Raw genomic sequence first — 22,849 nt, 5'->3', positions numbered from 1 at the left:
TCATCGATATGCTCTTAAATAAGGAAAGTTTGATCAAGAATCTGAATATCCTTGACCAAAAGGGGCGGAGGGTAATGTACCACAGGATCTATATTTTCCTGTAATCCCTCAAAAAGATTGATGTAACTGTAGGTGAAGGCAACCAGGAACTGATGCTCCCCAACACTTAAATTTTCAACGGAAAGCAATAGATCCCCATTTCCTTGTACGGAAAGGGTTTCGTCATCACAACACCGCTTTTCTTGCAGCTTGTGCTCGTGTGAATCCGATGGCTGCTGCATATCCATTCCACAGGATTCCGCTTTGCCGAAGAAGGAAAAATCAACAAGATCTTCCCCACAATAGTGTTGTGCCACAGCAAAGGAAAAGGTGGATGCCAGCACGTTGAGTGCCATAAAACAAGATAATATTTTGAACCAAAATATTCTCATAAGCGGTTACAAAACTACAAAAATTTTAACAACCTCATTAAATTTAACACAATTTATACAAGGATTCCGCATAAAGCCCCTGCTTTTCAAAGTACCGACCATGGCACCCCATACTTTTGACCATCAATCATTTATACGGCCATCGTATCTGGTCCGGGACGGTATAAAGCACATCGTGGTTCGAAGGCCCTCCTTACTGGCAACGGATGGAACCCTGACCAATAGCATTGTATTTTCAACCCGATTAAAGGTGGAACCCTTGTCTTCAATCGAACCATAACAGACCTTAAAGTTCCTCGATACCGAATCCGATCGTTGGACAGCTGACGGTCATTCCTTTCCCCACATATTGTATACCAGTATAGTATTGTGATCCTTGTGGTGGCCCAATGCCAGTACTTTTGGTAAACCTGATATTTGTCATGTTTTTTCCGAATCCCATACCTTACATTTGGAACCAAATCCTGCTGAAATCACACACAAACAGTAATCATATGGATAACTGCATAATTGATTACAGTTTTATTTTTAGAAGGTTAAACAAAATTTAGTAACTTTAGGAAGTGAAGCAAACCGCATCGAAAATATTGTCTCTGTTCTTGGCCTGTTCTGTATTGATCAGTACCACTTCCTTTGCATCGAGTGCCCATTTTTGCTGTAACAAGTTGGTCAGTTTTTCTGCGACCGGCAAGGCAAAACCCTGCGACCAAAAGCTTCAAAATCCCAAAGACACCTCAAGGAAGTGTTCTTTGGAGCAAAAGGATTGCTGCAGCACCGATACGTATGCCAATATTGGCAAGGATGACCTGATGGTGCATTCCTTCGACCTTGATTTCGGCACACTTGTATTTCTTAATGCCTTTATCTTTTACCATATCGATCGTTTCGAAGGGCTACAGGAAAACGTAATCCCTTTTAAAGACTACAATCCCCCGTGGATCGAACAGGATCTCCTTGTCCTTCATGAAACTTTCCTAATTTGATTTTTACACTGGCGGAACGTCAATGCAATCGTTCGCTCTTCACATTGGTCATGGCCACTAATTGACCTTTTTTGTCGTGTGCTATCTCCACGACGGCATATCCTGATCGATTCTCCTATCGGGTTTTGACCCGATATTATTTACGCTTAACAATAACTCAGGCGCCATGGATTCCAAAAAGGAATACTGGATAAAGCATATGGTCTGTAGGCGATGCCTCAAGGTCATAAGACAAGAATTGCATGAATCGGGCATTGAGGTACTATCCCTTGAACTCGGAAAACTTACGGTAAATGCTCCTGAAATAGGGATTGCCGAAGTTGACCAAAAAGTCGTGGACGTCCTACATTCCAATGGCTTTGAAATAGCCAAAAGCGAAGAGGAAATGATCGTTGAGAAAATCAAGATAGGCTTGATTTCCTTAGTGACCAACGTCCCGATTAACCACAAAGGGAACACCTCGGATTACCTTGTCGATTTATTGCATCGCGATTACAAAGTACTGAGCAAGGTTTTTTCCAGAAATGAAAACATCACGATCGAAAAGTACTTTATCAAGCTCAAGATCGAAAAGGTAAAGGAGCTCATCCAACTGGGACAATATTCATTTTCCGATATCGCCTATATGCTCGATTACAGCAGCGTCAACCATTTGTCCGGACAGTTCAAGGAAATTATGGGGATGAGCATGACGGATTACAAAAACGGACAATTGTGGCAAAGGGATTTTCTTGACGAAATTATATAGAAATCCAGGAATATTATGAAGATGGCCTGTCAGGTCAAACAGTAGTTTTAACGCAACAACCTAATAAATAATAAAATGAAACTTACACAAAAAAAATCGATACCCATAATGCTAACGTTCCTAATGACCCTTTTGGCTCTACAGGTAACCAGAGCACAGACCCAATGGGAAGCCCCGGCCAGTGCGGACAATTTGAACAATCCCTTAAAAAATGATGCCACGGCGGCAGAAAGCGGCAAACGGACCTTTAGAATGCTCTGTGTGATCTGCCACGGGGCCAAGGGCAAAGGGGACGGCATGGGCGGAGCCGGATTGACCCCAAAACCCACCGACTTGACCAGTACCGAGGTGCAGTCCCAAACGGATGGTGCCCTATTCTGGAAATTGACCAATGGTAAGCCCCCAATGGCTTCCTATGAAACCGCACTTCCCGAAAACAAAAGATGGGAATTGATCAACTATATCAGAACCTTGAATAAATGAAAAAACTACTAATGACCCTAATTATCTTAGGGTTGGGATCTTCGGCTTTGGCCCAGACCTACAACACCTTTGAACCCAGTAAGACGCAGTTCATGCTGCGTGGTTACGGACACACCGGATTTGAATATTTGGATACCGGTGGTGAACAAGAATCCACCTTTTTAGGGGCCACATTCGCCCCTATATTCCTCTACAAGCATTCCGACAAGCTCATGTTCGAGGCCGAACTGGAGTTTGAGCTCGAAGGAAATGAATTGAAAACGGGACTGGAATATGCCGATGTGATGTATGTGCTCAACAAGCACATGACCGTAAGGGCCGGTAAATTCCTGCTTCCCTTTGGAACCTTTATGGAGCGTTTGCACCCTGCATGGATCAACCGACTTCCAAGCAGACCCCTTGGATTTGGTCACGACGGAATTGCACCGGCCTCCGATATCGGCGTCGAACTCAGGGGGGCATTCGATCTGGGTGGTCCCAAACTGAACTATGCGGTTTATGTGACCAACGGTCCGCGCATCAAAGATGGAAGTGAGGAGCCTGAAGAAGCGGGTATGCTGGATTTCGGTTATTATGAAGATGTGAACCTGGCCAAGGCCTTGGGTGGCAGGATCGGCCTACTCCCGCTCTCGGATTCATCCATGGAATGGGGGATTTCCGCCTATACCACCAACAGTACAGGTGCAGAGGACTCCGATTACAAGGATGTGGGTGCCTTTCTTTGGGCGCTGGATCTTTCCTATGTAAAATCGATCACCCCCTTACAAGGGGTTGTGGACATCAAGGCCCAGTACAACAGTTCCAATGTGGATACCGCCACCTACTATGAAATCGAAGATGGGATTTCCGAACCTTACTCCTTTGACAACCAAAGCAGCTCCTTTTATACACAATTGAGCTATCGACCCATCATGTCGGGAAGCGACTTTATGAAACAACTTGAATTTGTGGGTCGATATTCCGATTTCAACGCACCTGAAGGAGCGGAGTGGGAAGAGAAGTCAACGCAGTACGCTTTTGGTTTGAACTATTGGCTGAGTTGGCGTTCCGTGGTCAAATTCAGCTATCAAACCACCAAGATGGAAGGTGGTCATGACAGTGATGGCACGACCCGTACCAATGGATTGTTTGTGCATTGGGCCATTGGATTTTAAAATCAAAAAAAGAAAGTGAAATGAAAACAACAACGAATTTTAAAGCAGCAATAATCCTGTCCGTCATGGCATCGATCATGGTCGCCTGCTCCTCCAATAAAAAACCCATTGCGACGGATACCGCGACCGAGGTGGCGGGGAGTGAAGTGGATTTCAAAATTGAAAAATCCGGGGCGCAGCTCTGGGGCGAGGTGTGCAACCGATGTCATATTGCCCCTTCACCCGCGGATTACAACGATACCGATTGGGAAACCATAAGCCTGCACATGCGGGTTAGGGCCAATCTGACGGAAGAGGAGATCACCAAAATCGAATCCTTTCTGAAATCAGCCAATTGACGATTAATCCTTAATTCATATACAATGAGAAATTTAGTAATTATTTTTTCTGTGATAGGGCTTTTGTCCTTGAACGGTTGCAAACAATCAACCAATGTACAAACCTTGCTTCAAAACGAGGAAACCAGAAGCGAGATCCTTAAAGATCTGGTACAAAACCATGATTATATGATGGAATTCATGGAACAGATGCAAGGGAGCGACCATGCCATGCAAATGATGCAGGGAAACAAAAAAATGATGGGCACCATGATGAAGGGACAAGGCATGCAAATGATGATGGGCGACAGCACCATGATGAACCAAATGATGGGCAACAGACAAATGATGCATTCCATGATGAACGGAATGATAAAGGATGGCGAGATGATGGGCGAAATGATGCAAATGATGCAAGACAAAGGGATGATGAGCAATGATTGTATGGAGTCGTGCATGAATATGATGAAGGAAAAGGGAATGGATATGGAAGGAATGGGAATGATGGATGATGGTACAATGAAATCAAAAGGAGATGACCATTCTGAGCACCATTAACACATAATAGGTAACGAAAAAATAAAAATCATGAAAGGACATTGGATTTGGATGGTCATCGGTTGTGGTCTCCCGCTATTGTTGATTTTTTTTGCGCCTGCATTTGGCATTACAGGGTACAATGGGCTTTTTTCCTTTATCATCGTGATGTTTTTGATACACCTTTTCATACCTCACGGTGGTCACGGGCATGGTGATCATGGAAAATCTGATAACAGTAAATACCATGATCATGACAAAGAGCAAGATTCCACTGAGACCCAAGAAGATCACCGGGGGCATCGGCACCATTAAAATATACTTTCGAAATGAAGTACAGATATCAAATTAACGGAATAAGCTGCGGTGGCTGTATCACAAGAATCAAGAAGACCTTGGAAGAACATCCTGAAGTAGAGCAAGTAGAAGTTTTTTTACAGCCTATGGGCGCAACCATTGTAACAATGAACAAGAAGCTTACGGTAGAAGAACTGCAAGGGCAACTCAACAAACTTGAGGGCTATACCATAGCAGAGATTAGTTAAAATCATAAAAACCTTCAAATTAAAAATATGTTTTACAAAGATGGATTTTTTTGGGGCATGCACCTGATCTGGTGGGCCATTTGGATTGTGGCATTGGGCTGGATTTTCTTTGCCCCAACCAGTTCCTCCTATGAAGAGATTGAGGGAGATGACCCACTAATGTTGCTCAAAATCCGCTTCGCGAAGGGCGAGATTTCCAAAGAAGAATACGAGCAATCTAAGAAACTTTTACAATCGGACAAATAGTCCGAAAACAAATAATGTATAACCTTTAAAACTAAAACTATGCATTTTTTCGACGGACATTGGGGCGGCATGCACGTCATCTGGTGGGTCATATGGTTGATCCTCTTGATATGGATATTCTTGGTGCCATATGACATCCCTTACAGAAAATCAAAGAAGGAAGACCCACTTTCAGTTCTAAAAAAGCGCTTCGCCAATGGCGAAATCTCTAAGGAGGAATATGAAGAATCAAAAAAGATCTTGAAATCAAATTAAGGAATGTAGGGCAAATATTAATTACTAAAAAAAGTCAAAATGAAGATAAAAGTTTATAAGACAGGCATAATGGTATTGGCTACTTTACTCATTTCGGCCTGCTCACAAAAACAGGGTAGTTCTGTAAAGGATATGCTCGAGGACCACTCTCAGCAAGAAGAGGTATTGTCCGCACTTGTCGAAAATCACGATCTGGGCAAAAAATACATTGCCAACATGATGGATAACGACCATGCCATGGGAATGATGGTGGACGAACTCGTAAAAGCAGCGGCAAAGGATACCATACTAGCGAACAAATTGAGCGATATGATTACTAGATATCCTGACCTTATGCTACTGACCACCCACCATTTTATGCCGGTCATTGCTTCGGACAGCCTTTTGACCGATTCTTTTTGTGATCACACGCTAGAACACGAGGATCTCGCCAAGGCCATGCACAATAAAATGGAATACAAAAAGAGCCTTGAGCGCAACCATTGACTCCAACTTTGGTTTTTGCACATGAACAAACTCATAAATGAATAATAACAACAATAAACATTAAAACAAGAATCATGAATCGTATCAATGTAAAAAAATTCGGTTTTGCCATGGGGCTGACCGCTGCAATCCTCTACGCCGGCTGCATGATTGTTTTGGCGACAGCAGGACAAGAAGGAAGCATAACCTTTTTCAACAGCCTGCTGCACGGCTTGGACACTACCAGTATAATACGGGTAGACGTGCCAATTTGGGAGGCACTTATTGGCATTGTCCAGACATTTATCATTGCTTGGCTCACAGGTGCCCTGATTGCAGCATTTTACAACACACAGATTAAGAGTAGATAATCTGAACAAAAGATCGGAGAGACTTTTTAGGAACCGGTGTCGCATCGACCACAGGCAATTTGTTGGCGGAAAGTGCCAAAGAACTGAGCAATTGACAATAGAATCCCGGAATTCAACCTAGAGTACAACCATATAAAGTAGAATAAGTGAATAGTACTGCAAGAAATATCAAAACAATTTTCACCCAAACGGCAATATGGGGGGGCATTTTCTATTTCCTTGTCCATCCTTTTACCATGGTGCTCTATTGGTTTGAATTTAGCAATACACCATTTTCATTTTCCCTGTTTTGGGACGTCTTAAAGTCGCAGTTTTTAGAATCTTTCACTTTTGATATGAGAGGGATGAGCGTCTCGCTTACAATCCTTGGCATTTTCCTAGGGATAGTTTCCGGTCTATTTTTCATAACCCTCAGGCGAAAGAACAAGCTTATAGGCACACAACAGCAGTTGTTACTGCGTGATTTAGAAGAATTGATAGAGGCGGGTGAGAATGAACGGGTAGAATTCAAGTCATCTATTCGTTACGATTATTTTAGGAAAACCACGAACCGCGAACTGGAACTAGTCATTGCCAAGACCATCACTGGTTTTATGAATGCAAAAGGTGGAAAATTGATCATTGGCGTTGACGATGATGGCAACATTGTGGGCCTTGAAAAAGATTTCAAGACCCTAAAGCACAAGAACAAAGATGGATATGAGCGTGAAATTTTCAGGATAATTTCAACACAGTTAGGTCACGAGGCTTGTTTTAGCAATCACATTTCATTTTACAAATTAAATGGTGAAGATGTGTGCGTAATAGCTGTCGAACCTTCTAAAAAACCAATCTATGTCAGCGATACCGAAAATACAACCTTTTATGTCAGAACGGGGAATGCCACCTACCCCTTGACGGTCAAGGAAGCGGTTGATTATTTAGAAACCAGAAAATTATAATCTTATGCAATACGTTTGGTTTATATGGTCCCTTATCATACTGGCCCTTTGGGGCGTGGTCTATCTTTTGAAGAAGGATTCCCGTAAAGAAATGTTGAGGATGAGTTGGATAACCATGCCCTTTGGGCTAACCGAGCCGCTGTTCGTTCCCGAATATTGGCACCCGCCATCGCTCTTCGATTTGGCGATAAAGACCGGGTTCGATATTGAAAGCATCATTTTCTCTTTTGCCATCGGGGGTATTGGCACCGTACTTTACAATCTTATTTTCAAGCGAAGGTATGTTAAAATACCGCATACCGAGCGTAACCATTATAGACATAGGTTGCATCTATATATCCTTTTCGTACCGGCGGTCGTGTTTTTGATATTGGCCCTTTTCACTCCCATGAACCATATCTACTGTGGAATATTGGCCATGTTCTTGGGTGGAATGGCCACGTTATACTGCCGCCCTGACCTTAAGACCAAAATCTGGATAAGTGGATTTCTGTTCACGGCATTGTACTTTGTTTATTTTGGAAGTATTCTCCCGTTTTACCCCGACTACGTAACATTGTTTTGGAATCTGGAAAACCTGAGTGATATTCTAGTGGCCGGCATACCAATCGAAGAGCTTTTGTTCGCTTTCACTTTTGGCATGTATTGGTCAGGCCTCTATGAGCATTTGTATTGGAGAAAATTAATCAAACCAATTGTTTTGAATCAAAATTTTTAAGTTAAGTCTATAAATAAAAACGAAGAAGATGAAAGTATTACTCGCAATTGACGGCTCTGAATTCAGCAAAGATGCCATCGATGAACTAGCGGCAATGTCGCTGCCAAAATTAGTTAAAATATATGTTCTAAATGTTTATGAAAATCCAATGTTAACTGTACCAGGGGCTTTCCCCTTAAGTGGTATCGGCCATTATAAAGAAGAAGCCATGTCAAATGCGAAAAAATCGGCTGAAACCATCGTTAACAATGCTGCAAAGTCGTTAAAACAAAAGAACGGCAAGTTGTCGATAACGACCAATATTGTAGAAGGGTTTCCCAAAAATGCAATCTTGGAAAAGGCAACTGATTTGGAGGTGGATCTTATCGTATTGGGATCACAAGGCCATGGCGCATTCTCGCGCTTTTTGCTTGGTTCGGTCGCCCAATCCATTGCCATGCACGCGCATTGTTCTGTTTTGATTGTCAGAAAAAAACATCAAAAATAAAATATGGCCACTTACAATGTGACAGGATAAATTTTGTCCGTAGAAAAATAAAAGAGCAGATCATGGGAAATCAGAATACCTGCATATCAAAGAACAATACCGATGCCAACTGTGAAGTGATGGAGTCTGTTTGTTTGCCCAAAACATTTTTGCCGCGTATAGTGGTTGTGGGTGGTGGCTTTGCAGGGCTGGCCCTGGTAGAAGGCCTTAAAAACAAGGAGGTACAGGTCGTGCTGATAGACCGTAACAACTTCCATCAATTTCAGCCCTTGTTCTATCAAGTGGCCACCAGCGGTCTTGAACCGGACAGTATCGTATTTCCCTTCAGAAAACAGTTCAAGGGCTATGGTAATGTGAGCTTTAGGTTTGCCGAAGTGACGCAAATCGAACCCGCTTCCAACACAGTTGTAACAGACAAAGGCAAGCTCACCTACGATTATCTGGTCTTGGCCACCGGAACCAAGACCAATTTCTTCGGCATGAAAGAGGTGGAACAAAACAGTCTTGGTATGAAAGACATCAAGGACTCGCTAAACATACGTCATATGATGTTGCAAAACTTGGAGCAGGCAGCCATAACCTGTGATGATGAAGAACGCGATGCGCTGACCAATTTTGTGATTGTGGGCGGTGGCCCGGCCGGTGTCGAAATGGCAGGTGCCTTGGCGGAATTCTGTAAGTACATCCTTCCAAAAGACTATCCCGAGTATCCGAATAGCATAATGAACATCTACCTGATCGAAGCATCGGACGAACTATTAGCCTCAATGTCCAACAAAGCCTCGACAAAAACACTTCGGTATCTAAAAAATCTAAATGTGCAAGTGTTGTTGAACGAGGCCGTGAGCGGTTACGACGGTAATGTGGTATCTACCAAAAGCGGAAGGAAAATCATGGCGAAAAACCTGATTTGGACGGCAGGTGTAACAGGCCAGGTTCCAGCGGGCATCAATCAAAAACATATAATTAATGGGAACCGTCTAAAAACGGATACCCATCTAAAAGTGGAAGGCATGGATAATGTTTTTGCCATTGGGGACATTGCCGGGGTAATCACCGACGAGACCCCTAAGGGCCATCCACAGGTAGCCCAAACCGCCATTCAACAGGGCGGTCATTTGGCCAAAGTGCTATTGAACACCGTTCAATCAATGCCTTCCAAACCATTTAGGTATAAAGATAAAGGTTCATTGGCCACAGTTGGCAAAAGAAAAGCGGTCGCTGATTTAGGAAAGCTCCACTTCGGCGGGTATGCTGCCTGGCTTTTATGGTCCGTGGTTCACTTGCTTTCCATCAGCGGGTTTCGAAACAAATTTTTGGTGGGCTTCAATTGGGCCATCAGTTATTTTACCTACGAAAAAAGCAACCGGGTAATCATAAGAAGTTTCAAACGTGATGCTTATATGAAAGCCTCCTTAAAATATAGTTCCAATAATGAATGGGAAAAGGATGTAAATCCCAAAAAATCCAGCATTGATGCCTAGCCATTATTCAAATAACAGTATTATGAAATTCTTCGGCAGCTCGATCAAAAGACTGCACAACTATGGCATTGTGCTCTTTATCACTGTTGTTATTGCTATGGTGTGGGCCAACTCGCCATGGAAGGGATATTATGTCGGCCTAATGCAAACCGAATTTGCCTTTAGTGTGGGTACATTTCAGCTATCTGAGTCGCTACTGTTATGGATCAACGATGGCTTAATGGCACTATTTTTTATGCAAGTCGGTCTAGAGCTGAAACGTGAAATAATCGGTGGTAAACTGTCGTCCCCAAAGGATGCAATACTGCCCATCGGTGCAGCAATAGGTGGTATGGTGCTCCCTGCCCTTATTTATTTTATGTTCAACAACTCGGGCGAGGCTTCCAATGGTTGGGGCATTCCCATGGCCACGGATATTGCATTTTCATTAGGGGTTCTGGCCCTTGTCGGAAAAAGACTTCCTTCGACCTTGAGGGTTTTTCTTATTACACTGGCTATTGTGGATGATCTAGGTGGTGTCTTGGTCATTGCCCTCTTTTATACCTCAGGTATCTCGCAGATGGATCTACTCCATGGACTATTGTTCTTCGCGGCTTTGATAATTGGTAATTATGCGGGAGTAAGAAGCACATGGTTCTATGCCATTATTGGCATCGGTGGTGTTTGGTTGACCTTCTTTTTTTCAGGGGTACATCCAACCATTGCCGGGATTCTGACCGCATTTGCCATTCCTGGTAGGGTAAAAATTAAGGAGACTACCTTTTTAGAGCGTTTAGACCGTTTACATAAGAGATTTCAAGAAACCAAGTCCATAAAGGGGACGCTTATCTCAAAAACGCAATTGGAGATATTGGAGGATATAAAGACTGCAAGTTCCGAGGCCGAAACTCCACTCCAAAAATTGGAAAGGACTTTAAACCCAATAGTGGGCTTTGTAATTCTTCCCTTGTTCGCTTTGGCAAATGCAGGAATACATCTTCATGGAGATTTGCTGAAAGTACTATCCAGCCCGGTTAGCTTGGGGATTGGTCTAGGTCTCATTTTTGGCAAGTTTATCGGTATTACTGCTTTTTCAAGACTACTCGTTGCATTTAAACTCGCCAAGCTTCCGGAAAACGTGAATTGGAACATGATTTATGGTATAGGTTTTCTTGGCGGTATCGGTTTTACCATGTCGTTGTTTATAACCGAACTGGCTTTTACGGACGAGTCCCTAATATTTACGGCCAAGGTAAGCATCCTATTCGCTTCATTGACAGCGGGGGTAATGGGTGCTCTATTATTATACAGAAACAGAAAACAATTAAGAACAGTTAAACATAAAAGAACATGAAAAACATTGCAGTAGTAGGATACGGAGTTATCGGGAAAAGAGTGGCCGATGCCATTAATGTACAAGATGATATGAGCCTTATCGGGGTTTGTGATGTCATCAGCGATTGGCGCATACAAAATGCGGTGCGAAAAGGGTATGCAGTTTATGCGGCCACACCCGAAGCCGAAAAAGAAATGAAAGCAGCCAATATTGCCATTGAAGGAAGTATGCAAGACATTTTAGAAAAAGTAGATCTTGTAGTGGACTGTACGCCAAAGAACATCGCCGTGAAAAATGTGGAAATATACAAAGGGCAAGGGATCAAGTTTATCGTACAGGGAGGTGAAAAACACAAGACCACAGGCCACTCCTTTAGTGCCGAGAACAATTATAGCACTGCGGTAAATCTAGATGCTACCCGGGTGGTTTCCTGTAACACCACATCTATCTTAAGGACATTGACCGCTTTAAAAAAGGCAGATCTATTGGATTATGCACGGGGAACATTATTAAGAAGGGCGACCGACCCATGGGAAAGCCACTTGGGCGGCATCATGAACACCATGGTGCCGGAAAAGGACATCCCGAGCCATCAAGGTCCCGACGCGCAAAGTGTCGATCCGGATTTGGATGTCATTACTTCTGCGGTCAAAGTTCCCGAGACTTTGAGCCATATGCATTACTGGAACGTTAAGCTACGAAAAAAAGCCTCAAAGGAAGAGGTGTTGAACGCCCTCAAAACCTCAAGTAGAATCAAGTTCATTCACTATGATCAAGGCTTGGTCTCCAACAATACCATCAAAGAAATGTTTTTGGATATGGGTAGGCCTTGGGGCGATATGTACGAGGTGGCCCTATGGGAAGACATGCTCAAGGTTGTGGGCGATGAACTTTTTTATGCCTACGTGGTCGATAACCAAGCGATTGTAATCCCTGAGACCATTGATGCCATTCGGGCCCTCACGGGTATTGAGACCGATGCACACAGATCCATCGAAAAAACCAATGCAAGTTTAGGAATCGGATAAAATTTCATTATGAAAACTTATGATAACATAGTCGCGCATTTAGGGGACAAAGCATCTTTCTATTTAGATCATGTAAGCCAGAAGGTCACCAAAGATGAACTGCAGTTGCCCGATAAGAATATTGTGGACAACGTATTCGTCAATAGTAATCGAAATCAACAAGTACTCCGAAGCCTTTCGCAATTATATGGCCATGGTAATCTGGGAGGTACGGGGTATCTCAGCATTTTACCGGTAGATCAGGGAATCGAGCACAGTGCCTTATTTTCTTTTTACAAGAACCCCGATTATTTTGATCCCGAGAACATTGTAAAGCTCGCCATCGAAGCCGGTTGCAACGGTGTGGCCTCCACTTTTGGGGTGTTGGGCCTTTGTTCTCGGAAATATGCGCATAAAGTCCCCTTCATTGTCAAGATAAACCACAATGAATTATTGTCCTATCCCAACACTTATGACCAGAACCTGTTCGGAAAAGTCAGGGAAGCGTGGAACATGGGCGCGGTTGCAATCGGGGCTACCATTTATTTTGGGTCCCAGGAAAGCAATCGACAGATAAGGGAGATTGCGGAAGCCTTTGCCGAGGCCCATAGCCTTGGTATGGCCACAATTTTGTGGTGCTACACCCGCAACGATGCTTTCAAAACAGACAAAGAGGACTATCACACCGCCGCGGATTTAACGGGTCAGGCCAACCATTTAGGGGTAACGATACAGGCCGATATCATCAAACAGAAGTTGCCCACGACCAATTTTGGTTTCAAGAACCTGAAATTCGGCAAGTTTGATGATGCCATGTACGAAACACTGACCACGGAGCACCCCATAGATCTATGCCGGTTGCAGGTGGCCAATTGCTACATGGGCAAAATAGGTTTGATAAACTCAGGTGGCGGTTCACAAGGCGAGTCAGATATGTCGGATGCGGTCAGAACTGCGGTCATCAACAAAAGGGCAGGCGGAGCAGGATTGATCTTAGGGAGAAAGGCCTTTCAAAGACCTTTTAAGGACGGTGTGGAATTATTGCATGCCGTGCAGGGCGTTTACCTTGAAGAAAGAATAACAATAGCATAAGTCATCTGATAAAAGAATGCTGGATACGGAAATAAAATCATTAAAATCATTAAACCACTACCTACAAAGGTTGGTTGAGAACCGGCTTTGGCTCAAAGTTATCATTGCTTTGTTTCTTGGTGTTGGAGTAGGCCTGTTGTTAAGTCCCCAAAACGGTTGGATCACCAAAAGCACCGCCGATGTTCTGGGGAATTGGCTGGCCCTGCCGGGCATGCTCTTTTTGAAATTGGTCCAGATGATCATGATACCACTGATCGTGGCCTCCATCATCACCGGCATAGCGAGTAACGACAAGGAAAATCTGAAAAGATTGGGCGGGGGCGTACTCTTATATTTTATATCGACAACGATTATATCGGTAACCATAGGTACGGTTCTGGCCTTGATCTTTAGACCGGGAAAGTTTCTCCACCAACAGGCGGAAGTCGATCATGCAAATGCTTTGGCCAATACGGACGAAAGTACGGAACTGTCGTTTGGAATAAACGATATACCGAATGTCATTACCGATCTACTGCCTGAAAACCCATTGGCCTCGATGGTCAGTGGTGAAATGTTGAGCATTGTGATTTTTACCATTATAATCGGGGTTGCCGTATTGTCGCTGCCTGACGATTTGCTCAAACCTGTCAAGCTGCTCTTGGGTGCCGTACAGGAAATCTGCATGACCGTGGTCAAATGGGCCATGTTGTTGGTACCCATCGCAGTATTTGGTTTAATGGCGCAACTTACATCCAGTGTTGGTCTAAACTCCCTTTCAGGTTTGGGCTTTTATGTGCTCGTGGTACTGATAGGGTTATTCCTTTTGGTCGGTGTTTACCTGTTATTGGTAAGTCTATTGGGCCAGAGCAATCCGTTTAAATTTTTGAAAAAGATCACGGATGTTCAACTATTGGCATTCTCGACCACGAGTTCTGCCGCAGTAATGCCCCTTTCCTTAAAAACAGCGGAAGAAGAGCTCAAAGTGAACGGCTCCATCAGCAATTTCATTATTCCGATAGGGGCTACCGTGAACATGGATGGAACAGCACTTTACCAAACCATAACGACTTTGTTCATCGCTCAGGCTTATGGCCTTGAAATGGGCCTTCTGAATATTATTGTTGTCGTGGTCACCATAGTTGCCGCCTCCATCGGCACCCCTGCCATACCCGGTGGCGGTGTGGTGATTTTGGCTTCCGTTTTGTCAAGTGCCGGAATACCGGCTGAAGGCATTATCATAATTATAGGGGTGGAGCGCTTGCTCGGCATGTTCAGAACTGCGGTCAATGTTACCGGTGACCTAACGGCCTGTATGGTTTTCAACCGTTTTTATGGAGCAAGATCACAAGAAAGCAAAGAGGTAGATATAACTACAAATACACCATATTCCAATGTGAATGTTTAAAAACGAGATGATGTTAAAATCAATTGAGGAAATAGAACTTTCACCACGCCCAGACAAGAAATATTGGGTAAACTGCCATAGGGAATGGCGTGAGGAGATCATTTACTTTCTTATGGTTGACCGGTTTCATGATAGCAATGCACGGCACTCAAAGAATTTCGATATCCGGCACCCTGGTTTCGGGAATGAAGATCAATTGCGAAAGCCCTTTGGCGGTACTCTTAAGGGGATCATCAACAACATTGACTATATCAAAAACTTGGGCTGTACGGCCATCTGGCTAAGCCCCGTGTTTGAAAACAATCCAGAGTCCTACCATGGCTATGCCATTCAGAATTATATGGATGTGGACAAACGCTTGGGCACAAAGAAAGACTTGGAAAAACTCGTTGACAAGGCACACGGGCTTGATATACGGGTCTTTTTGGATATCGTTCTGCATCATTCTGGCGATAATTGGTCCTATCCCTTTGATTACAGCTATTATTATTTCAAAGGAGAGCGTTTTCCGTTGGGTGATTGGCGAGAAAAGGACAGACCGATACCCCTTGAACTGAGAAATCCCGAAATGTATAACCGTAAAGGGCAGATCAAGAATTTCGATGCGTATCCCGAGACCCAGGAAGGCGACTTCTTTACCTTAAAAACATTTCGGAACGATGGTTCCCCCGCCAGTGAAGACTTACAGGAGCTACTGGCCAAAATCCATTGTTACTGGATACGTGAGGTGGATGTTGATGGTTTTCGTTTGGATGCTGTCAAACATATGAAAGGGCAGGATATCAGCCGTTTTTGTTCGAGGATTCGGGAATATGCTTACTCTTTGGGCAAAAGAAACTTTTTCCTGTTCGGTGAAATTATCGGCAACGATGAAATGAGCAATCCCTATATAGGCCCTAAAGTACTGCCTGAAGACCGTAACATCTATTATGGGCTTGATTCTATCTTAGATCACCCCCTGCACAGTGTCCTGGCGGAAGTGATAAAGGGCAATTCATCACCGAACCTATTGATACGGCGCTATGAAGAACTGCAAAAGAATGCCCTTCACCGTGGCGAGTATGGCGAATTTCTGGTGACCTATATCGACGACCACGACCAGGTTGGGATGGATTTTAAGCACCGCTTGGGCCACAATGCCGCTCCCGAGCAAATTGTTGCGGGCATGGGCTTTCTCATTTGTGCCCTTGGCGCTCCATGTATTTATTACGGTACCGAACAAGGTTTTGAGGGCAACGGTACTGATGATCGGTATATCAGGGAGGGCATGTTCAATCCCGATGATAAGGAGACCAACGTATTGAACCAAAGGTCATGGCTATTCAAGAGAATTTCGTTCTTGGCACATCTTAGGCAAAGGGAAGCCATTCTAAAATTCGGTAGAATGTATTTTAGGGAAACTTCAGAAAATGGGCTCGATTTTCGGTTTCCAGATTGTGAACAATGTCTTTTGGCATTTTCAAGGATCCTTTATCAGGGCGAGATACTTGTCGTCTATAATTCTTCTCCAAAGAATACCAAAGAAGGATACGTAACCATAGATAACGCTATCAACAAAGAAAATCTTCTAATGGAATGTATCTATGGGAACAAGAAAAAAGTCAAAATCGAAAAAAACACAGCTTTAGAAACCGATCGCCTTTTCATCAAGGTAAAACTAAGACCCATGGAGTTTTTGATCTTCAAGAACAATTGGGTGTAAGAAAAAACGAGGTCGGGTTCGACATAGGATAATGAAACATGCAATGATGAAAATAGCGAAAAAGACCTTTTGGGCAGTATTGGCGATTGTGGCACTCATCATGTCGGTAGCGGGATACCAATACCTTACGGTCGCCGTAGCTCCTGAATATGATCCAGAAACCATGCCCTTGAACTATGAAATAGTGGGTTCGGGAGATAAAAACATGGTCTTGATCCATGGTCTGGCAGGTTCAAAAAACTATTGGAAAAGGGGTTTGGAACAAATTACCGGAACGCATAGACTTCTTTTGGTCGATTTGTTGGGCTTTGGCGACTCTCCCAAGCCCCAAAGCGAATATACCCTCGAAATTCAACTTACGGCCCTTGAAAAGGTCATCTCGGCAGAGGGGTTTGACAAAGGAGGGAGCCTTATTGTCGGTCATTCCATGGGAGCCATAATATCGCTGGCATTATTCGAAAAACATCCTAACTGGTTTAAGGGAGCGACCGTAATCGGCTTTCCCGTCTTTGAAAGCAGGGATCAATTTTTGGAACAGATGCCCGATGGTTCTTATTTTGATACGCTCGCCGTAGGCCGATATGGAAAATTGTTCTGTATGCTACACCCCTTATACATTGTTAAATGGTTCAAGCCCGAAAATCTGACCGATGACGTTTTTAAGGACTCAAAAAAACATACTTGGCAGAGCTATTACAATTCGTTGAACGAAGTAATTCTCAACACAAATTTATTTGTACTTGCCAAAAACATACGTGACCGGAAGATCCTCTTTATCCAAGGCACAGTCGATAAATTGGCACCCTACGTAAATGTAGAGAATTTTGCAAGTCTATTTACCAAGAGTAAGTTAATGCGTGTGGAGAATGGTGACCACCAACTCTTTCTAAAAGAGCCCTTTAAGGTTTGGAAAGCGATAAGCGATTTTTTTGATCATTAACCGCAATGAACAATATTGGAAGAAATGTAAGGACAAAATGAAAATGAAAGAACAAAAAAATCATATTGATCAACTCTACGGATTGATACACACTGATGTCGAGGGAATCGATGACCTTTTGGAACTTGCCCTGAACATTCGCTGGTCATGGAACCATGCCTCGGATAAACTATGGCAACAATTAGACCCCGAACTTTGGAAACTTACCCAAAATCCATGGGTAATCTTGCAGACCGTTTCACGCGACCGGCTTGAGGGGCATTTGAACGATCCAGAATTCCGGGCGAAAATCAAAAGCCTTTTGAATGAGAACGAAAAAGCACTATCGGCCCCGAACTGGTTTCAACAAAACTATGCCAAGACCCAGCTTAAGTGTGTTGCCTATTTCAGCATGGAGTATATGCTGAGCGAGGCACTGCCCATTTATGCAGGCGGCCTGGGCAACGTGGCCGGAGATCAGTTGAAATCGGCAAGTGACCTGGGCGTACCGGTCGTGGCCGTGGGGCTACTCTATGCCAAAGGGTATTTCCGTCAGGAAATCGACAAATTTGGCTCACAAAATGCCTTGTTCCCGCACAATGACCCAGGGCAATTGCCCGTTACGCCCTTACGCCTACCCAACGGGGAGTGGCTTCGCATAAAGGTATCGTTGCCCGGTCACCCGCTATGGCTAAGGACATGGCAGGTACAGGTAGGAAGGTCAAAGCTATATCTATTGGATAGCAACGATGCCGCCAATTTGCCCCTCCATCGTGGTATTACCGACGAGCTATATGGAGGTGGCCCCGACCATCGCATAAAACAAGAGATTGTTCTGGGTATCGGGGGCTACAAATTACTTAAGGCCCTGAATATCCAGCCAGAAGTGTGCCATATGAACGAAGGCCATGCAGCCTTTCTCGTGCTGGAACGTGCCAGCGATTTTATGAAGATGAATGGAACTTCTTTTGAACGGGCACTTGCCGTTACCCGGGCAGGCAACCTGTTTACCACCCATACAGCGGTTGCTGCCGGTTTTGATCATTTCAGTCCAATGCTAATGGAACAGTTTCTTGGCCAATACGCCAAAAACGAATTGGGTATCGATTTCAATGACCTGATGGCCTTGGGCAGGGCAGATTCCAATAATCATTGGGAGAGCTTCAACATGGCCTATCTGGCCATTCGCGGTAGCGGTGCGGTGAACGGCGTCAGTCGTTTACACGGCGAGGTTAGCAGAAATCTTTTTCGAAATCTCTTTAAGCGATGGCCGATACAAGAAATACCTGTTGGCCATGTCACCAACGGGGTTCATATGCCCTCTTGGGATTCTGAATATGCGGACAAGGTATGGACAGCAGCCTGCGGAAAAGATCGCTGGCGGGGCGAACTCGATGACCATTCGGCACATATTTCTAAGCTATCCGACGGAAAACTTTGGGAGTTTAGGAACCAATCCAGAAATCGTCTTGTCGATTTTATAAGGGAAAGGTTTGAGAGACAGGCAATAGTCTCGGGCCTACCATCTGAAGTGGTCGAAATCGCCGACCAAGTTCTTGACCCGGACACATTGACCTTGGGCTTTGCCCGCCGGTTTGTGCCTTACAAAAGACCGGATCTCTTATTGTACGATCCCGAACGTTTGGTCCGAATTCTGACCAATTCGGAACATCCGTTACAATTGGTTTTGGCCGGCAAAGCGCCCCCATTTGATGAAGCGGGAAAAGGGTTGATACAAAAGTGGGCGCAGTTCATCCAACAACATAATTTGTACAGGCATGTCCTTTTTCTAAGTGATTATGACATGCTGTTGACGGAAAATTTGGTCCAGGGCGTTGATGTATGGCTCAATACCCCGAGACGGCCCTGGGAAGCCAGTGGTACCAGTGGCATGAAAGTACTTGTAAACGGTGGCCTCAACTTATCGGAACTGGACGGTTGGTGGGCCGAGGCATTCACCCCAGAAGTGGGCTGGGCATTGGGTGATGGACAAGAACATGGTGATGACCCTGCTTTGGATGCTGCCGAGGCGATAGCTTTATATGAAATTCTGGAGCAACAAATAGTACCCGAATTTTATTCACGTAACAAAAAAGGCATCCCTGAACAGTGGGTAGGGAGAATGCGAAAAAGTATGGCGACCCTAACGCCCCGTTTTTCGACCAATCGAACGGTAAGGGAGTACACAGAACAATTTTATCTGCCTGCAGCAGAAAAATACAAGAGGCGTGCGGCAAAAAAGGGAGCTGCTGGAAAAAGGATTTTAGACACGCAAAACGAACTTATGAAAAGATGGGATACCATAAAATTCGGAAAAGTTCAGATTGAAAGTGAGCGCCATAAACATCATGTTAGAGCACCCATTTGGCTGAATGGTATTGACCCCAAGCATATTCAGGTAGAACTTTTCGCAGAAGGTGTTAACGGCAAAACGCCCGAAAGAAACACGATGAAATTTGATTGGATGGGCGAAGAAGGGGAACATAACTTTTACGCACAGGTAATTACTGACCGGCCAATTGATCACTACACGGTTCGTATTGCACCGAACTACGAAGGTGTATCCGTACCGTTGGAGAATAACTTGATATTATGGCAGCATTAAATCAAATTTCAAATAATCGGACAAATGAAAACACTGGAATATCACGAAACCATATTAAAAAAAGTCAGCTTCGACAAGAGGTTGTTGAGGATGGAACTGAAAAAGGCGGTCCGCAATACCACGTCTTTCGAACAGCCGGCCCTTCTTGAATGGTGCGGAGAGCACCTTGGCGAGGAATACAAAAAGATGGCCGCCGAATTTATGGAAAACAAGAGCTGTGCTTTTGAAGATAACGATAACCAATAAAATCACAAGTTAAAATGTACCTGCAAAACCCACTCCTTTTAACAATCAGTGCCGGACCATCAAATATTAGGTTCACAATGTATGAAATGGCAGAAAATCCCGTGAAGGAACTTTTTGGTGATATTCGTCACCTCGGATCCGGCAAAGAGGTTTTCAGGGTTACCCATGTTAAAGGCAATGAAAGGGAAAATTCACGGATATACGCTCCTGGCTTTTATCAAGCGACCGTTTTTTTAATAGGTTGGCTAAAAAACCAACCCGGCTTCGATCGTATTGGTTACATAGGACACAAGATAACATATGGATTGAACTATCCTGGGCCGAAAGTAATCGATACCGCCCTATTGAACGAACTGAAACAGATTGCCGACTATAATATTCCTAACTGTCTTTCAACTGAGATTGAGATTGTTGAAACGTTCACAATGCGATTTCCGGCATTACAGCAGGTAGCTTTTTTTGATACCAGTTTTCTGGTGAACCTGCCCAAGGCTGCCAAGATACCCCCTTTCATTCCAAGGCATTTTGAACGGGCACGCACGCACGGGCATGGCTTTCATGGGCAATCGTTTTCCCATATCATGATGGAACTTAAAAAAAGGATAGGTATTCAAAAAGCCGATGGAAGGCTCATTCTTGCACATCTTGGCAAAGAGGCCAGTATAACTGCCGTCAAGGAGGGCAAGAGCATAGATGCCGGCATGGGGTTTACACCACTGGGGGGGTTCGTCATGGGTACAAGAAGCGGAGATTTAGATCTTGGCGATTTTGCGCATTTACTGAAAAAAGAACGGATGGGGTCAAAACAGCCCAACAGCTTAACAGATGATGAGGGCGGTTCGCCAAAAATCTCCGAAACAAGTACGAATATGCTTGATTTACTTTTAAAAGAAGATGTTGACCGAAGGGCAGCGGAAGCTGTAACTTCCTTCTGCTATCAAGTAAGAAAGTGGATCGGGGCGTTTACCGCTGTCTTGGGCGGTTTGGATGTGCTGGTTTTCTCGGGTGACATCGGTGAAAATTCCCCAATAATACGATCCAGGATTTGTCAAGGACTTGACTTTTTAGGTATTGGGCTCGATGAGGGACAAAACAGAAAAAATTCATCTAAAATCTCTAAAGAGCAAAGTAAAGTGCTGGTCATGGTAATTCATGCCGATGAAGAATTGGTTATTGCAGAGAGCTTGGCCAATCAATATTTTAAAGATAAAAGTTATGATAAAGTAATTTCACCCCAAAAGAGGGGAGGGCAAAAAAGGCCAAGGGTTTCCACTCGAAAAAATATTGACAAATTCACCATATGGGATGGGTAAAAAGAATATTCCGGTTTCCCTGTTCCGGTCCGGTGCTAAATATCCGTTTGTCAGAACGAAGCGTTGAAAACCGGGCTGGGTGATTTTCTTGTAATATACCTGTAAAAAATTATGAAGAATAAGAGTATGAAGACTATTAAACACATAGGCGTATTCACATCTGGGGGCGATTCCCCGGGAATGAACGCCGCCTTGCACGGGGTGGCCAAAACGGCTGAGATGAACAACCTAAGGCTCAGCGGTTTTAAAAAAGGTTACGAAGGCCTAATCGACGGTGACCTAGTACAGTTGGATTCCAGTCAACTGAAAAAGAACGTTCACAGAGGCGGCACATTGTTGAAAACAGCAAGGAGCAAGCGGTTTTTGACGCTGGAGGGAAGACAACGAGCTATGCAAATTCTTGAAACGAACAAGGTCGATGCCCTGATTGCTATTGGTGGTGATGGCACCTTCAAAGGGCTATTGGCATTTTCAGAAATCTGTGACCTGCCGTTCTTGGGCATTCCCGGCACCATCGATAATGATCTGGCAGGTACCGATTTTACACTCGGTTTCGATTCTGCAGTGAACACCGCAATTGAAAACATTGATAAGATCAGGGATACGGCGGAGTCCCATAATCGAATATTTCTGATAGAGGTAATGGGCAGGGACTGCGGGTATATTGCCATCCATTCCGGATTGGGTACGGGTGCAGATGCCATTTTGATACCTGAAAGTGGGCATGACTTTACTCAATTGTTGGAAAAGGCGGGAAGCTACGATCGTGAAGAGGCCTTTGTTGTGATTGTTTCAGAAGGGGATGAACTAGGGGTCGAGCCGGCAGCCAAAAAGATAAAGGAAATAAACCCTGAAGTGGACTTGCGCATTGCCAAACTGGGCCATGTACAACGCGGTGGAAACGCCTCGGCATTTGATCGAATGTTGGGCATACGGCTCGGCACTGCTGCCGTAGAGGCACTTTTACATGGAAGAAAGAATGTCATGGCGGGAATCTTGAACAACCAACTGAGCCTTACCCCGTTTGACCAAGTGGTAAAGGAACATCAAGTGAACGATGAACTGCGGAGTCTCTTGAAAATTTTCGGAAGCTAAAAT

The 22,849-nt window shown here is 44.2% G+C and carries 28 protein-coding genes; 27 read left to right on the top strand and 1 reads right to left on the bottom strand.

Going from position 1 to position 22,849, the window contains the following annotated elements; translation table 11 throughout:
• Positions 1 to 14: 14 nt before the first annotated feature.
• Positions 15 to 431: an HYC_CC_PP family protein gene (locus GTK07_RS18045; RefSeq protein WP_417939668.1), complete on the bottom strand. Its 417-nt coding sequence runs from the start codon at positions 429 to 431 to the stop codon at positions 15 to 17.
• Positions 432 to 531: 100 nt separating this feature from the next.
• Between GTK07_RS18045 and GTK07_RS18040 the strand changes: the two genes are divergently transcribed.
• The 27 genes from GTK07_RS18040 (at position 532) to GTK07_RS17910 (ending at position 22,846) form a co-directional block, all read left to right on the top strand.
• The gene (locus tag GTK07_RS18040; protein ID WP_139297725.1) at positions 532 to 711 is read left to right on the top strand and encodes a hypothetical protein; all 180 of its coding nucleotides are present in this window, start codon (positions 532 to 534) and stop codon (positions 709 to 711) included.
• A 283-nt stretch (positions 712 to 994) separates the two neighbouring features.
• Positions 995 to 1,414, top strand: a complete 420-nt coding sequence (locus GTK07_RS18035) for an HYC_CC_PP family protein (protein ID WP_163636527.1) — start codon at positions 995 to 997, stop codon at positions 1,412 to 1,414.
• A gap of 166 nt (positions 1,415 to 1,580) precedes the next feature.
• Positions 1,581 to 2,162 (top strand): helix-turn-helix domain-containing protein, encoded by a 582-nt coding sequence (locus tag GTK07_RS18030; RefSeq protein WP_136565992.1) that lies wholly within the window; start codon positions 1,581 to 1,583, stop codon positions 2,160 to 2,162.
• A gap of 75 nt (positions 2,163 to 2,237) precedes the next feature.
• Positions 2,238 to 2,645, top strand: a complete 408-nt coding sequence (locus GTK07_RS18025; protein WP_136565991.1) for a c-type cytochrome — start codon at positions 2,238 to 2,240, stop codon at positions 2,643 to 2,645.
• Positions 2,642 to 3,799, top strand: a complete 1,158-nt coding sequence (locus GTK07_RS18020; RefSeq protein ID WP_036385884.1) for a hypothetical protein — start codon at positions 2,642 to 2,644, stop codon at positions 3,797 to 3,799. The genes GTK07_RS18025 and GTK07_RS18020 overlap by 4 nt, the downstream gene beginning before the upstream one ends.
• Before the next feature lie 20 nt (positions 3,800 to 3,819).
• Positions 3,820 to 4,137 carry a hypothetical protein gene (locus GTK07_RS18015; RefSeq protein WP_147378303.1) on the top strand — a complete coding sequence of 106 codons (318 nt, stop codon included), beginning with the start codon at positions 3,820 to 3,822 and terminating at the stop codon, positions 4,135 to 4,137.
• Between the two features lie 24 nt (positions 4,138 to 4,161).
• On the top strand, positions 4,162 to 4,674 hold the full coding sequence (locus GTK07_RS18010; protein WP_163636526.1) for a hypothetical protein: 513 nt from the start codon (positions 4,162 to 4,164) through the stop codon (positions 4,672 to 4,674).
• Between the two features lie 30 nt (positions 4,675 to 4,704).
• Entirely contained in the window at positions 4,705 to 4,968 is a 264-nt protein-coding gene (locus GTK07_RS18005; RefSeq protein ID WP_081894146.1) for a hypothetical protein, read from the top strand.
• Between the two features lie 14 nt (positions 4,969 to 4,982).
• Entirely contained in the window at positions 4,983 to 5,198 is a 216-nt protein-coding gene (locus GTK07_RS18000) for a heavy-metal-associated domain-containing protein (protein ID WP_036385886.1), read from the top strand.
• A 27-nt stretch (positions 5,199 to 5,225) separates the two neighbouring features.
• Complete coding sequence (locus tag GTK07_RS17995) at positions 5,226 to 5,444, top strand: SHOCT domain-containing protein (RefSeq protein WP_036385889.1); 219 nt, start codon at positions 5,226 to 5,228, stop codon at positions 5,442 to 5,444.
• A 39-nt stretch (positions 5,445 to 5,483) separates the two neighbouring features.
• Positions 5,484 to 5,699 (top strand): SHOCT domain-containing protein, encoded by a 216-nt coding sequence (locus tag GTK07_RS17990; RefSeq protein ID WP_036385890.1) that lies wholly within the window; start codon positions 5,484 to 5,486, stop codon positions 5,697 to 5,699.
• 39 nt (positions 5,700 to 5,738) lie between these two features.
• Positions 5,739 to 6,185, top strand: coding sequence for a hypothetical protein (locus GTK07_RS17985; protein WP_036385892.1), 447 nt, complete (start codon positions 5,739 to 5,741; stop codon positions 6,183 to 6,185).
• A 74-nt stretch (positions 6,186 to 6,259) separates the two neighbouring features.
• Positions 6,260 to 6,535, top strand: a complete 276-nt coding sequence (locus GTK07_RS17980; RefSeq protein WP_036378938.1) for a DUF5676 family membrane protein — start codon at positions 6,260 to 6,262, stop codon at positions 6,533 to 6,535.
• Positions 6,536 to 6,681: 146 nt separating this feature from the next.
• Positions 6,682 to 7,476, top strand: a complete 795-nt coding sequence (locus GTK07_RS17975) for an AlbA family DNA-binding domain-containing protein (RefSeq protein ID WP_051947114.1) — start codon at positions 6,682 to 6,684, stop codon at positions 7,474 to 7,476.
• Between the two features lie 4 nt (positions 7,477 to 7,480).
• Positions 7,481 to 8,194: a lycopene cyclase domain-containing protein gene (locus tag GTK07_RS17970; RefSeq protein WP_163636525.1), complete on the top strand. Its 714-nt coding sequence runs from the start codon at positions 7,481 to 7,483 to the stop codon at positions 8,192 to 8,194.
• A gap of 28 nt (positions 8,195 to 8,222) precedes the next feature.
• A complete protein-coding gene (locus GTK07_RS17965) occupies positions 8,223 to 8,681 on the top strand; it encodes a universal stress protein (RefSeq protein ID WP_163636524.1) in 459 nt (152 codons plus the stop codon).
• Positions 8,682 to 8,800: 119 nt separating this feature from the next.
• Positions 8,801 to 10,165, top strand: coding sequence for an NAD(P)/FAD-dependent oxidoreductase (locus tag GTK07_RS17960; RefSeq protein WP_051947539.1), 1,365 nt, complete (start codon positions 8,801 to 8,803; stop codon positions 10,163 to 10,165).
• Between the two features lie 22 nt (positions 10,166 to 10,187).
• Complete coding sequence (gene nhaA / locus GTK07_RS17955; RefSeq protein ID WP_235932919.1) at positions 10,188 to 11,498, top strand: Na+/H+ antiporter NhaA; 1,311 nt, start codon at positions 10,188 to 10,190, stop codon at positions 11,496 to 11,498.
• Entirely contained in the window at positions 11,495 to 12,508 is a 1,014-nt protein-coding gene (locus GTK07_RS17950) for a type II glyceraldehyde-3-phosphate dehydrogenase (RefSeq protein WP_163636522.1), read from the top strand. Before nhaA ends, GTK07_RS17950 begins: the two co-directional genes overlap by 4 nt.
• Before the next feature lie 9 nt (positions 12,509 to 12,517).
• Positions 12,518 to 13,579, top strand: coding sequence for a class I fructose-bisphosphate aldolase (locus tag GTK07_RS17945; protein WP_036378945.1), 1,062 nt, complete (start codon positions 12,518 to 12,520; stop codon positions 13,577 to 13,579).
• Positions 13,580 to 13,595: 16 nt separating this feature from the next.
• Positions 13,596 to 14,966 carry a dicarboxylate/amino acid:cation symporter gene (locus tag GTK07_RS17940; protein ID WP_036378947.1) on the top strand — a complete coding sequence of 457 codons (1,371 nt, stop codon included), beginning with the start codon at positions 13,596 to 13,598 and terminating at the stop codon, positions 14,964 to 14,966.
• A gap of 7 nt (positions 14,967 to 14,973) precedes the next feature.
• A complete protein-coding gene (locus GTK07_RS17935; RefSeq protein ID WP_203583842.1) occupies positions 14,974 to 16,668 on the top strand; it encodes an alpha-amylase family glycosyl hydrolase in 1,695 nt (564 codons plus the stop codon).
• 43 nt (positions 16,669 to 16,711) lie between these two features.
• Positions 16,712 to 17,608, top strand: a complete 897-nt coding sequence (locus tag GTK07_RS17930; RefSeq protein WP_235855480.1) for an alpha/beta fold hydrolase — start codon at positions 16,712 to 16,714, stop codon at positions 17,606 to 17,608.
• Between the two features lie 43 nt (positions 17,609 to 17,651).
• Positions 17,652 to 20,192, top strand: a complete 2,541-nt coding sequence (gene glgP, locus GTK07_RS17925) for an alpha-glucan family phosphorylase (protein ID WP_036385906.1) — start codon at positions 17,652 to 17,654, stop codon at positions 20,190 to 20,192.
• Between the two features lie 24 nt (positions 20,193 to 20,216).
• The gene (locus tag GTK07_RS17920) at positions 20,217 to 20,438 is read left to right on the top strand and encodes a hypothetical protein (protein WP_036378951.1); all 222 of its coding nucleotides are present in this window, start codon (positions 20,217 to 20,219) and stop codon (positions 20,436 to 20,438) included.
• A gap of 14 nt (positions 20,439 to 20,452) precedes the next feature.
• Positions 20,453 to 21,751 carry an acetate/propionate family kinase gene (locus tag GTK07_RS17915; RefSeq protein WP_051947116.1) on the top strand — a complete coding sequence of 433 codons (1,299 nt, stop codon included), beginning with the start codon at positions 20,453 to 20,455 and terminating at the stop codon, positions 21,749 to 21,751.
• A 111-nt stretch (positions 21,752 to 21,862) separates the two neighbouring features.
• On the top strand, positions 21,863 to 22,846 hold the full coding sequence (locus GTK07_RS17910) for a 6-phosphofructokinase (RefSeq protein ID WP_225604853.1): 984 nt from the start codon (positions 21,863 to 21,865) through the stop codon (positions 22,844 to 22,846).
• The last annotated feature ends 3 nt before the right edge of the window (positions 22,847 to 22,849 follow it).

Origin of the sequence: Flagellimonas sediminis, from assembly GCF_010500845.1 — a bacterium.
In the GTDB taxonomy this organism is placed as follows: domain Bacteria; phylum Bacteroidota; class Bacteroidia; order Flavobacteriales; family Flavobacteriaceae; genus Flagellimonas; species Flagellimonas sediminis.
This window is presented reverse-complemented; position numbering and strand designations above follow the sequence as displayed.